This is a genomic window from Amycolatopsis antarctica, assembly GCF_002262875.1.
Taxonomy (GTDB): Bacteria; Actinomycetota; Actinomycetes; order Mycobacteriales; family Pseudonocardiaceae; genus Amycolatopsis; species Amycolatopsis antarctica.
Map to the genome: position 1 here is coordinate 494,644 of NZ_NKYE01000002.1, position 11,743 is coordinate 506,386.

General features: G+C 70.2%; 13 protein-coding genes. 8 read left to right on the forward strand and 5 right to left on the reverse strand.

Annotation, left to right across the window (positions count from 1 at the left end; translation table 11 throughout):
• The first annotated feature begins 129 nt into the window (after positions 1-129).
• Positions 130-438, forward strand: a complete 309-nt coding sequence (locus CFN78_RS05700) for a DUF4193 domain-containing protein (RefSeq protein ID WP_094861499.1) — start codon at positions 130-132, stop codon at positions 436-438.
• A 127-nt stretch (positions 439-565) separates the two neighbouring features.
• Here CFN78_RS05700 and CFN78_RS05705 read toward each other — a convergent pair whose 3' ends face one another.
• Positions 566-1,114: a DUF3093 domain-containing protein gene (locus CFN78_RS05705; protein WP_094861568.1), complete on the reverse strand. Its 549-nt coding sequence runs from the start codon at positions 1,112-1,114 to the stop codon at positions 566-568.
• A gap of 25 nt (positions 1,115-1,139) precedes the next feature.
• Here CFN78_RS05705 and dut point away from each other — a divergent pair, with 25 nt between their 5' ends.
• The gene (gene dut / locus CFN78_RS05710) at positions 1,140-1,631 is read left to right on the forward strand and encodes a dUTP diphosphatase (protein ID WP_094861500.1); all 492 of its coding nucleotides are present in this window, start codon (positions 1,140-1,142) and stop codon (positions 1,629-1,631) included.
• Positions 1,631-2,311, forward strand: coding sequence for a DUF3710 domain-containing protein (locus tag CFN78_RS05715; RefSeq protein ID WP_094861501.1), 681 nt, complete (start codon positions 1,631-1,633; stop codon positions 2,309-2,311). The genes dut and CFN78_RS05715 overlap by 1 nt, the downstream gene beginning before the upstream one ends.
• Before the next feature lie 185 nt (positions 2,312-2,496).
• On the opposite strand, the gene CFN78_RS05720 is transcribed toward CFN78_RS05715, so the two are convergent.
• The gene (locus CFN78_RS05720; RefSeq protein ID WP_240519278.1) at positions 2,497-3,228 is read right to left on the reverse strand and encodes an alpha/beta fold hydrolase; all 732 of its coding nucleotides are present in this window, start codon (positions 3,226-3,228) and stop codon (positions 2,497-2,499) included.
• A 107-nt stretch (positions 3,229-3,335) separates the two neighbouring features.
• Here CFN78_RS05720 and CFN78_RS05725 point away from each other — a divergent pair, with 107 nt between their 5' ends.
• Together CFN78_RS05725 and CFN78_RS05730 are read left to right on the forward strand one after the other, a co-directional pair.
• Positions 3,336-3,713 carry an OB-fold nucleic acid binding domain-containing protein gene (locus CFN78_RS05725; protein WP_094861502.1) on the forward strand — a complete coding sequence of 126 codons (378 nt, stop codon included), beginning with the start codon at positions 3,336-3,338 and terminating at the stop codon, positions 3,711-3,713.
• 165 nt (positions 3,714-3,878) lie between these two features.
• On the forward strand, positions 3,879-4,541 hold the full coding sequence (locus tag CFN78_RS05730; protein WP_094861570.1) for a DUF3159 domain-containing protein: 663 nt from the start codon (positions 3,879-3,881) through the stop codon (positions 4,539-4,541).
• A gap of 14 nt (positions 4,542-4,555) precedes the next feature.
• On the opposite strand, the gene CFN78_RS05735 is transcribed toward CFN78_RS05730, so the two are convergent.
• Positions 4,556-5,212 (reverse strand): potassium channel family protein, encoded by a 657-nt coding sequence (locus CFN78_RS05735; protein WP_094861503.1) that lies wholly within the window; start codon positions 5,210-5,212, stop codon positions 4,556-4,558.
• Positions 5,212-6,000: a potassium channel family protein gene (locus CFN78_RS05740; protein WP_276307323.1), complete on the reverse strand. Its 789-nt coding sequence runs from the start codon at positions 5,998-6,000 to the stop codon at positions 5,212-5,214. Before CFN78_RS05740 ends, CFN78_RS05735 begins: the two co-directional genes overlap by 1 nt.
• An 84-nt stretch (positions 6,001-6,084) precedes the next feature.
• Between CFN78_RS05740 and CFN78_RS05745 the strand changes: the two genes are divergently transcribed.
• The 3 genes from CFN78_RS05745 (at position 6,085) to CFN78_RS05755 (ending at position 10,807) form a co-directional block, all read left to right on the forward strand.
• A complete protein-coding gene (locus CFN78_RS05745) occupies positions 6,085-8,169 on the forward strand; it encodes an APC family permease (RefSeq protein WP_094861505.1) in 2,085 nt (694 codons plus the stop codon).
• On the forward strand, positions 8,166-9,377 hold the full coding sequence (locus CFN78_RS05750; RefSeq protein WP_094861506.1) for a class I SAM-dependent RNA methyltransferase: 1,212 nt from the start codon (positions 8,166-8,168) through the stop codon (positions 9,375-9,377). Before CFN78_RS05745 ends, CFN78_RS05750 begins: the two co-directional genes overlap by 4 nt.
• A gap of 230 nt (positions 9,378-9,607) precedes the next feature.
• The gene (locus CFN78_RS05755) at positions 9,608-10,807 is read left to right on the forward strand and encodes a macrolide family glycosyltransferase (protein ID WP_094861507.1); all 1,200 of its coding nucleotides are present in this window, start codon (positions 9,608-9,610) and stop codon (positions 10,805-10,807) included.
• Between the two features lie 185 nt (positions 10,808-10,992).
• On the opposite strand, the gene CFN78_RS05760 is transcribed toward CFN78_RS05755, so the two are convergent.
• Positions 10,993-11,743, reverse strand: a 751-nt coding sequence (locus CFN78_RS05760; RefSeq protein ID WP_133116287.1) for an HNH endonuclease signature motif containing protein, incomplete at its 5' end; no start/stop codon positions are given.

Consider the following 11,743-nt stretch of genomic DNA (forward strand, 5'->3'; position numbering starts at 1 on the left):
TGCAATGCCGGGCACAAACAGGGGCGCTGGGACGTTTGACCAGCGGCACGAAGGACACGACATTCGCATCCGGGAGTGGACGTGTCCGGGGCCATCTGACATCGAAGCTGATCGCAGGGGTGAGGAACAATGGCGACCGACTACGACGCTCCGCGCCGCAGCGAGGCCGACGAGCTGGCCGAAGACTCGTTGGAAGAGCTGAAGGCGCGGCGTAACGAGAACCAGTCCGGCGTCGTGGACGTCGACGAGGACGCGAGCGCGGAAAACTTCGAGTTGCCGGGCGCGGACCTGTCCGGTCTCTCGGGGGAGGACCTCACGGTCAAGGTGGTGCCCAAGCAGGCAGACGAGTTCACCTGCTCGGTCTGCTTTCTGGTGCACCACCGGAGCAGGCTTTCCGAGGAGAGCGGCGGCAGGCTGATCTGCCGCGACTGCGCCTGAGGGACAAGCGCTTCGCCAGGACGGCAGGCGGTTCGCGGGGATCTCGCGAGTGTGCGAACGGGGTGGACGGGTCTCGACCCGGCCACCCCGCGTCGTCTGCCGGGCAGGCCCGCGCCGGGGCCCGCGTTCACCCGGGGCGGTGTTCACCGAGCACGCCGGCCAGCCGCTCCGGCCGCCGGGTGCTGAACAGCCAGTACGGGGTCGGGTCGGCCGGATCGGTCAGGTGTACGCGCACGAGCGGGCCCACCCAGCCGCGGTGGACGACGAACGCCGCCGGATCGAGGTGCGGCCCGAGCGCCTTGCGCTTCTGTTCACGCGGCACGATCTCGACCGCACCCACGTAACGCAGCGGCAGGTGCGCGTCGCCCACCCAGAGTTCGCCGCCCCCGTTCTCCTCCGCGCCGTCGCCGGTGACCCGTACCCGTGCCCGGCCGAGTGCGATCAGCAACAGGACCGTCAGCCCGAGCAGCAGGACGTACGGCAGCCAGCCGCGGACGCCGGGGTAGCCCATGTGGATCTCGGCGGCCAGCAGGGCCGCGCCGAGCAGGGGCAGCGGCCACGCCCACCACGTCACGTACAGCCGCTCGCTGTGCCGGATCGTCCCGGCCGCCCCGGTTTCGCCCGGTTCTGCCTCACTGTCCGGCCGTGCTTCGGCCGCGTCTGCCTTGTCGCCCACGACCACCAGGGTAGTCTCGCCGCCCGTGTCCAGCGTGCAGGTCCTGCTCACCCGAATCGACCCCGGCGTCCCGCTGCCCGGCTACGCCCGTCCCGGCGACGCCGGAGCCGATCTCGTCACCACCTCCGGCGTGTCCCTCGAACCGGGGGAACGGGCGGTGGTGGGTACCGGTGTCGCCATCGCACTGCCCGAGGGGTACGCGGGATTCGTGCACCCCCGGTCCGGGCTCGCCGCGCGTGCGGGCCTGTCGGTGGTCAACACGCCCGGCACCATCGATTCCGGTTACCGGGGCGAGATCCGCGTCTGCCTGATCAACCACGATCCACGGCAGCCGCTGGTCCTCGCCCGGGGGGACCGGATCGCGCAGCTCGTGGTGCAACGGGTCGAGCACGCCGTTTTCGTCGAGGTGGCCGAACTCCAGACTTCCGAACGGGGAGCGGGCGGCTACGGTTCCACTGGCGGGCACGCGGCACTGGGCGCGGCGGCAGCAGGTATCGGGGAAGGAACGGAGCAGTAGTGGGGATTTTCGGACGTAAGCGCGGGGCGGACAAGCCGCCGGGCCGGCATTCGGCACCGGAGCGCGAGGAGTTCGACGACGACGTGGATGGCGCGGACGTCGGCGTGGACGACGGCGGGGAGCGGTCCGCCACCGAGGGGCCCTTCGATCTGGCGGACGCGTTCGAGGACGAGATCCCGCGCATCGACCTCGGCTCGGTGCGGGTGCCGGTGCCGGACGGCTCGCAGGTACAGGTCGAGATGGACCAGGAGAGCGGTGGCGTGCGCGCGGTGCACGTCGTCACCCAGCAGGGCCAGGTGACGATCAGCGCGTACGCGGCGCCGAAGTCCGGCGGGCTGTGGAAGGACGTCGGCGGGGAACTGGCCGACCAGTTGCGCTCGGACGGGGCGCAGGTGAACTCCGGCGAGGGTCCCTGGGGGCTGGAGCTTTCCGCGATCGTCGGCGAGGTGGCGCTGCGGTTCGTCGGCGTCGACGGCCCGCGCTGGATGCTGCGCGGAGTCATCGCCGGCCCGCAGTCGCAGGCCGCCGCGGCCCCGGAGGTGCTCCGCGGCATCATCCGGCACACCATCGTCGTGCGCGGGGAGTCGCCGATGCCGGTGCGCACCCCGTTGTCGATCACCTTGCCGGAGGCCGTGGCCGAGCACATCGCCGAGCAGCGCCAGGCCCAGCAGCAGGGCTGAGCCCGATCGTGCTGAGCCCGATCGTGCTGAGCCCGATGGTGGTGGGCCCGATGGTGGTGGGCCCGATGGTGGTGGGCCCGATGGTGGTGGGCCCGATGGTGGTGGGCCCGATGGTGGTGGGCCCGATGGTGGTGGGCCCGATGGTGGTGGGCCCGATGGTGGTGGGCCCGTGGTGGCCGGGCCGGTCAGCGGATCCCGGCCACCCCGGAACGGGCGCGCAGCCAGGCGAGCACGGTGGCCCGGCCGAGAGACTCCCGGTCCGCGCCGAGTGTGGACAGCGTCGTCTCGACGACGCTGGCGCGCGGTAGCGCCGCCGCCCACCGCCACGCGACGTCGGCCGGATGCACGGGGTCGTCCACACAGGTCGCGATTCCGGTCGGCGCCGGGAGCGTTGCGAGCGCGTCCAGGTCCGGCCCGGGATGCCGGCCCGCCGCGCGCAGCCCGGCGGCGAGTCCCGCACCGTGACGGCGCCAGGCCCGGTCCAGTTCGGTCGCCAGCCAGCCCGGCACGCCCTCGGTGCAGCGGGCCAGCGCGGCGTCCAGGCCGTGCCGGTCGACCAGTTCGGCGCAGTGCCGGGCGGCGTGAGACGCCGGGGCGTCCCCGGGGGGCCCGTTCCAGGCGGGCATCGCCAGCAGCAGACCCGCGCAGGCGGCCGGGTTGCGCGTGGCCCACTCCGCGGCGAGATGCGCCCCGAAGGAGATTCCGCCGACCACGATCGGCATCCCCGCATCCTCCGCTGCCCGGTCGAGAACCGCGAGGTATCCGCAGGCCAGAGCGTCCCCGACGGGGGGAGTCGGGGTGTGCGGGGTGAGGCCGACCGACGCCAGCGGCCCGGCGAAGACCGAGCGCACGAACACCTCGTCCGATCCGGTTCCAGGCAGCAGCACGACGGGGGAGGCGGGCATCACGGAGGTCACGTCAGAAGATCCTGGCGCATTCGGGTTCGGCGCGCCGTGATAGAGCTACGCTGAACACCGCACGGGCCGTTCGTCGGGGGCGGCCCCGAAGCACAGGAGCACCGCATATGCCCGCCAAGGACGGCGGCTACTTCAGCCGGTTGGTTCGCAAGCTGACCAGTGACGTCGAGGAACTCGACGCGGACGATCTCTCCCAGAAGTCCGAGGCCGGTGGAGCGCAGCGTGCCTGCGACTGCCGCTCGGGCGAGGAGGTCACCGTCCTGGGCAGGCTCCGCAGCGTGGAACTCTGCCCGAACAACGAGGTGGCCACCCTGCAGGCCGAGCTGTTCGACGGTACGGACGGCGTGACGTTAGTCTGGCTGGGGCGCCGCCGGATTCCCGGGATCGAACCCGGCCGGACGATCAAGGCACGTGGCCGGATGGCCGAACGTGATGGTCAGAAGGTGCTCTACAACCCGTACTACGAGCTGCAGACGCCCGCCTGAGCCACACAACAGCCGGACTCAGCAGTCCGGATCTGTCCGCCGAGCCCCGTGAGTTGATTCCGCATCGTGACTGAGCCCGAACGCACCGAACAGCAGCCCGCCGACGGCAAGCCCGCCGGGACCGAGCCGGCCGGGAAGGAGCCCCAGCCGACGCTGCTCGAGCAGATGGGCGGTGTGTCCGGCCTGATCTACTCCTCGGTGCCGGTGATCGTCTTCGTGATCGCCAACGCGATCTTCGGCCTCACCGTCGGTATCTGGAGCGCCCTCGCCAGTGCGGTCGCGATCACCGTGGCCAGGGTGGTGCGCAAGGAGCCGCTGCAGCCGGCCATCTCCGGCTTCTTCGGCGTCGCCATCGCCGCGTTCATCGCGTTCCGCACCGGTGAGGCGAAAGGCTTCTTCCTCTTCGGTATCTGGGCGAGCGTCATCTACGGCAGCGTGCTGATCGTCTCGGTGGTCGCGCGCTGGCCGCTGGCCGGGGTGATCTGGAACGTGCTCAATGGCACCGGCCAGGCGTGGCGCAGGGACAAGAAGTCCCGGCAGGCGTTCGACATCGCGACGCTGGCGCTGGCGGCGGTGTTCGCCGCCAGGTTCGTGGTGCAGCGCTGGCTGTACGAGGAGGACTACACCGGCTGGCTGGCGTTCGCGAAGATCGCCATGGGTTTCCCGTTGTACGGGCTGGCGCTGCTCGTCGTCGTGTGGGCGGTGCGCAAGTCGGACAAGCGGCTCAAGGCGCTGGAGGCCGACCGTGAGCCCGAACCCGACGACGCCGAGATCGAGGCGCGGCTGCGGGCCAAGTACGCGGGGCAGCCCCCGGCGTCCCAGGCCTGAGCGGCCGGGTTCACCTAGTAGCCGAGGGCCGCGCGGATCTCCGGTTCCAGATCGGACTGGGTGACGAACAGCAACTCGTCCCCGGACTCCAGCGGATCCTCGGGCTGCGGGACGATCACCCGGTCCCCACGCAGGATGGTGACCAGTGCCGAGTCGCGGGGCAGGACGATGTCCCGGACCGCGCGCCCGGCCAGCGGGGTCTCCTCGGGCAGCGTGATCTCCACCAGGTTCGCCTGCCCCTGACGGAACGTCATCAGCCGCACCAGGTCGCCGACGCTCACCGCCTCCTCCACCATGGCGGCGAGCATCCGCGGGGTCGAGACGGCGACGTCCACCCCCCAGGCGTCGGTGAACAGCCACTCGTTGGCCGGATTGTTCACCCTCGCGACGACGCGCCGTACGGCGAACTCCGTCTTCGCCAGCAGCGAGACCACCAGGTTCGCCTTGTCGTCACCGGTGGCGGCGATGACGACGTCGCAGAGCTCGATCCCGGACTCCTCGAGTGTGGACACCTCACAGGCGTCACCGAGTACCCAGTCGGCCTGCTCGACCGTCTCGGGCATGAACTGGTGCGCCTCTCGTTCGATCAGCATGACGGTGTGCCCGGCTTCGACGAGTTCGGCGGCGATGGACCGGCCCACCGCGCCCGCTCCGGCGATCGCGACCCGCATCAGTTCTCCTCCTCCGGCGCCCGCGCGGACACGCTGGTGACGTCGGTGATCGTGCCGGAGTGCGCGGCCGCGTACACGAGATCGTCGGCCTGCAGCAGGGTTTTGGCCTCCGGCAGTACCCCGGTGCCGAAACGCATGATGAAGGCGATGCGGCAGCCCGAGGACTCCTCCAGGTCGCGTACCCGGCGGCCCACCCAGTCCTCGTGCATCGGGAGCTGTAGCAGGGCGACGGTGCCCGTCGGGTCTCGCCAGGAGGTGGCGACCCCGTCGGGCAGCAGCGTGCGCAGGAACCGGTCGGTGGTCCAGGGGACGGTGGCGACCGTGGGGATCCCCAGGCGCTCGTAGACGGCCGCGCGCTTGTGGTCGTAGATCCGGGCGACGACGTGCTCGGTGCCGAAGGTCTCGCGGGCCACGCGCGCGGAGATGATGTTGGAGTTGTCGCCGCTGGAGACGGCGGCGAACGCGCCGGCGCGTTCGATTCCCGCCTCGATCAGGACTTTGCGGTCGAATCCGACACCGACCACCTGCTGGCCGTGGAACTCGCTGCCCAGCCTGCGGAACGCGTCGAGGTTCTTGTCGATCACCGCGACCTCGTGGCCGAGACGTTCCAGGGCCGCGGCCAGGGACGCGCCGACCCGGCCGCATCCCATGATCACCACGTGCACGCCTGTGCCTCCTCCTGCTCGCCGGATTCTCCCGGGATCTCCGTGCCTCGCCAGCGCAGAACCTACCCGTACGGCGGTGCCCGTGTCGCCGTACCAACGGCGGTGATCTCCCGGGCCGGGGATCGGTGGTCACGGCCAGGGTGACGGGCTCGTCATCCGGCCCCGGGCAACCGGTGCCCGATTCGGTTCCGCGGTTACGCTCGCGCCGTGTCCAAGTTCACCACCGCGGCGAAGAGGCTGATCCTGGGGCGGCCGTTTCGCAGCGACCGGCTCGCGCACACCCTGCTGCCCAAGCGTGTCGCCCTGCCGGTGTTCGCCTCCGACGCCCTGTCCAGCGTGGCTTACGCGCCGGAGGAGATCTTCCTGACGCTCAGCATCGCCGGGGTGGCGGCGTTCACCATGTCGCCGTGGGTGGGGCTGGCGGTGGTCGTGGTGATGCTCGCGGTGATCGCCAGTTACCGGCAGACCGTGCACGCCTACCCGAGCGGCGGCGGCGACTACGAGGTCGCCACCGTCAACCTCGGCAAGCGTGCCGGCCTCACCGTGGGCAGCGCACTGCTGGTCGACTATGTGCTGACCGTCGCGGTGTCGATCTCGGCCGCCGCGGCGAACATCGGCGCGTTGATCCCGTTCGTCGCCCAGCACAAGGCGTTGTTCGCGGTGGGCGCGATCGTCCTGCTGACGGCGATCAACCTGCGCGGCCTGCGCGAGTCGGCGACCGCCTTCGCGATTCCCACCTACGCCTTCATGATCGGCGTGCTGAGCATGCTGCTGTGGGGTTTCTACCGGATCTTCGTGGCGGGGGAGGACCTGCGCGCGGAGAGTGCCGGTCTGGAACTGGTCACCGAACCGGATCCACTGACCGGCTTCGCCATGGTGTTCCTGGTGCTGCGTGCGTTCACCCAGGGCTGTGCGGCGCTGACCGGTGTCGAGGCGATCAGCAACGGGGTGCCCGCGTTCCGGAAGCCGAAGTCGCGCAACGCGGCGACGACCTTGCTGCTGCTCGGCGTTCTGGCCGTCACGATGTTCATGGGCATGATCGTGCTCGCCAGGCAGACCGGTGTCGTGCTGGCGGAGGTCCCCGGAGAGCAGCTGCGGGGGGCACCGCCCGGGTACGTCCAGGACACTCTGGTCATCCAGCTCGCCCACACGGTGTTCTCCGACTTCACCGCGGGGTTCCTCTTCGTCGCCGTTGTCACCGCGCTGATCCTGGTGCTGGCCGCGAACACCGCGTTCAACGGGTTTCCGGTGCTGGGTTCGATACTGGCGCAGGACCGGTATCTGCCGCGTCAGTTGCACACCCGGGGTGACCGGCTCGCGTTCTCCAACGGCATCGTGTTCCTCGCGGCGTTCGCTGTGGTGCTGGTGCTGGCGTTCGACGCCGAGGTCACCCGGCTCATCCCGCTCTACACCGTCGGTGTGTTCGTCTCGTTCACGCTGAGTCAGACGGGCATGCTCCGGCATTGGAAGCGGGTGCTGGCCCGCGGTGTCGAGCCGGCGGAGGTGGGCCGTATTCGGCGTACCCAGGCGATCCACGCTTTCGGCCTGACGATGACGGCCTCGGTGCTGGTGATGGTGCTGATCACCAAGTTCACCAAGGGGGCCTGGATCGCGATCGCGGCGATGGTGGCGATCTATCTGCTGATGACGGCGATCCGCGCGCACTACGACCGGGTGTCCGCCGAGCTCGCCGACACCGAGCGGAAGCCGGCCGTGCTGCCGTCGCGCAACCACGCGATCGTGCTGGTGTCGACCTTGCACCTGCCGACCTTGCGAGCGCTGGCCTACGCGAAGGCGACGCGGCCGGACGTACTGGAGGCGGTCACCGTCAACGTCGACGACACCGACACCAAGAAGCTGGTGTCCGAGTGGAACGATCGTGATTTCCGGGTGCCGCTGAAGGTCGTGGAGTCCCCGTATCGGGAGATCACCAAGCCTGTGCTGGACTATGTGAAGCGGATGCGCGGGGACAACCCGCGCAACGTGGTGACGGTCTTCATCCCGGAGTACGTGGTGGGCCACTGGTGGGAGCAGGTGCTGCACAACCAGAGCGCGTTGCGGCTCAAGGGCAGGTTGCTCTTCCAGCTGGGGGTCATGGTGACCAGCGTGCCGTGGCAGCTCGAGTCCTCGGCGAAGGCCTCCGGCCGGTCCGACCGGGCGCGTCCGGTGGCCGGCGACGTCCGGCGGGGGCTGCGGGTCTCCGCGGCTCCGGACGAGAAAGCTTCCGGTGGGGCACCCCCGGGCCGGACGGGTACCGGCGAGAACGGCGAGACGAAGGACGTGCAGAAGTGAACGCCCCGCAGGGCAAGGAGAATTGGCTCGGTCGGACGATCGAGCTCGATGTCGGATCCGTCGCGCACGGCGGCCACTGTGTGTCCAGAGTGGACGGACGGGTGGTGTTCGTCCGGCATGCGCTGCCGGGGGAGCGGGTGCTCGCCACGGTGTCGGAGGACAAGGGTGGCGGCTTCTGCCGGGCGGACGCGGTGACGGTGCTGCGCGCCGCCCCGGGACGGGTGGAGCCCTCGTGCGCGGTCGCCGGGCCGGGTTTGTGCGGGGGTTGCGACTGGCAGCACGCCGACCCGCCGACGCAGCGGTCGCTCAAGGGCCAGGTGGTCGAGGAGCAGTTGCTGCGCCTGGCGGGGCTGGAACGCAAGGTGGAGGTGGAGGCACTGCCCGGCGGGCCGCTGGGCTGGCGCAGCAGGGTGCGGATGGTCGCGGGCCGTGATGGTCGTCCGGGTTTCCGCGCGCATCGCAGCCACACCGTCGTTCCGGTGGTGGAATGCCCGATCTCGGTGCCGGGTGCGCTCGACGGCGTGGTGGACCGGCGCTGGCGTCCCGGCGGCGAGATGGAGACCACACTGGACGGTGCCGGCCGCTCGCATCTGCGGGAGCTGACGACGGTGCGCGGGCGGGAGAAGAGCAGGCAGCTCCGGGGCGGCATCGCCATCGAGCACGCGGCGGGCCGGGACTGGCGCCTGGACGCGCACGGCTTCTGGCAGGTGCATCCCGCTGCCGCCGGGGCTTTCGCCGCGGTGGTGGCCGACTGGGCGGCCGTTCCCCGCGGTGGTGTCGCCTGGGACCTCTATGCCGGGGTGGGACTGTTCGCCGCCGTACTGGCGGAGCAGGCCGGCCCGGAGGGCCGCGTGCTCGCGGTGGAGTCCGGGCACCGGGCGGTCGCCGACGGCAAGGCCGCGCTGGCGGATCTGCCGCAGGTGCGCTGGCGCGACGGGCGCGTCGAGCAGGTGCTGCGTGATGTGCGGGAGAACCCGGACGTCGTGGTGCTGGATCCGCCCCGCAAGGGTGCGGGCAAGGCCGTGGTCGAGTCCATTGTGGAGGGTTCTCCGGATCGGATCGTGTACGTGGCCTGTGATCCCGCCGCGCTCGCCCGCGATCTGGCGACCTTCGCCGGGCACGGCTACCACCTTGCCGAGCTGCGGGCGTTCGACGCGTTCCCGATGACTCATCACGTGGAGTGCATCGCGTCGCTGACGAGGGCGTGACGGGTGGGCGGTAAACCTGGTGACGTGGGTGCTGCCGGATTGTTAGATTGCCGTCCATGAGCGCATTCCTGGTCTTCTATCTCTGATCGTGCGGTGGACGGGTACCTTCCGTGGCGTTGCCCGGGAGGTGCCTGCCGCCGTGCACCGTGAGTCCGTTTCCGCGGTTCGGCGCCTGGTGTCCGCACGCCGGTGTCGCCGCGTGATTGTCGCCGGCAGATCTGGAGAAGACCATGGCAGAGAATTCTCGTCGCGTTCGTGATGGTGAGAGCGCGCATGTCGCGTTCATGGCGGCGCCCGCGCATGGGCACGTGAACCCGAGTCTGGCGTTGGTGCGGGAGCTGGTGGGCCGGGGCCACCGGGTGACGTTCGCGATCAACGCTGATTTCGCGCCGCTGGTGGCGTCCGCGGGTGCGCGGCCGGTGCTGTACGAGTCGACGTTCCCGGGGATCGACGCCCCGGATGACGTGTGGCCCACCGATCCGGTGGCGGGCATGCGGTTGTTCTTCGACGAGTTCGTGGCGACCCTGCCGCAGATCGAGGCAGCGTACGAAGATGACCGGCCCGATGTGGTGGTGTATGACATCGGCGGATTTCCGGCGCCGGTGCTGGCGGCTCGGTGGGGTGTGCGGGCGATCCAGTTGTCGCCGACGCACGTGGCGTACGAGGGTTATGACGCGGCGGATTCGCCGTTGGCGGTGGAGGAGTCGGCGGAGCTGGCTGCGTTCGAGCGTGAGTTCGAGGATTTCGTTGCCGCACAGGATGTTGGGTTGACGGCGATGGATGTGCGGGCTCGTCCGTGGCGGTGCTTGGTGGCGTTGACGAGGTCGTTCCAGTTGCATGGGGACCGGGTCGGCGACAATTACACCTTCGTCGGCCCGGGCATTGCGGCGCGCGAGGGGGATGGGGCGTGGGCGCCGGCTGGGGGTCGGCCGGTGTTGCTGGTGTCACTCGGATCGGCGTACAACAACCAGCCGGGTTTCTATCGGTTGGCGGCGGAGGCGTTCGGTGGACTGGACTGGCAGGTGGTGATGTCGATCGGACGGTTCTTCGATCCGGCGGAGCTCGGTGTGCTGCCGTCCAATGTCGAGGTGCACGAGTGGGTTCCGCAGCGTGCGGTGTTGGAGCACGCTTCGGCGTTCGTCACCCATGCCGGGATGGGCAGCACGATGGAGGGCTTGTACTACGGAGTTCCGTTGATCGCTGTTCCGCAGGCGGTGGATCAGCCGCTGAACGCCGCGCGGATCGCCGATCTCGGGCTGGGTGTGCACTTGCCGAAGGAGGAGGTGTCGGTGCCGGCGTTGCGCGAGGCACTGTGCACCGTCACCGCTGATCCGGCCATCGGTGACCGGTTGGACGCGATGCGACGGGAGATCGCCGCGGCGGGCGGGCCACCTGCGGCCGCGGACATCGTGGAGTCCTGTTTGTCCTGAGCGGTGACCGGAGGGCCGGTGGTTTTGCGTTCGGACGGCCACCCGTCGTCTCGGTGCTGTGCTGCGACCGTCTGACGTGACTCTCGGGTGACGGTCGGGGTCCGGCGGCGAGACGGGGCAGCGCTCGGTCGGCTTCTATGGTTGAGGCCTGCTCGGTGATGGCATGTGGGGACGGCGCTGAGTCGTCAGAACGGCGCGTCGGCATCTGCCGCCGCGTGGAGGGGTTCCGGTCGGCTGCGGTGGTGTGTTCCGGTGGGGGTCCTGACGTGCAGGGTGCCGGTGTCGTCCTGTCTGAAGTGCCAGCCGGGGAGGTCTTTGAGGCGGTGGTGTCGCCGGCAGAGCCCGGTCAGGTTGTCGGCGCTGGTACTGCCCCCTCGTGCCCAGTCGTCTGTGTGGTCGATGTCGGATGCGTGTGAGGGTCGGTGGCAGCCGGGCATGCGGCATTCCCGGTCACGCACCTTCGTCAACTCGGCCAGTGCGGCGGGTGGCCGGTAGCGGGTACGTCCGAGGTCGAGCACGGTTCCGGTGACCGGGTCGGTGACGACCTTGCGTAGCACCGAATCCGGGCGGGTGGCGAGGTGGCGGGCCAGCCAGGCCGGTACCGGCCCGTGACCGGGCAGCTCGGCGGGATGGTCGTCGGCTCCGGCCAGGGTGGTCGCGGCGACGTGGACGAACACTTCGGTACGTGTCTCGGCGGTGCGGTGGCCGAGGCAGAGTTCGGCGAACACGTCGGCGCGTAACTGTTCCAGGGTGCGGGTTTCGCCACCACCGCGCAGGGTCTTCGCGATCCGGTCCACGCGTGCGTAGATCGCCGTGGCGGTCTCGGCAGGCAGATCGGCGATCAGGGTGCTCATCGCATCGTCCTGGTGCACCAACTGCACGCTGCGTTCCAGACGCCGTTTCCGCGCCCGCTCAGCATGCCCGTCCGGATCGACG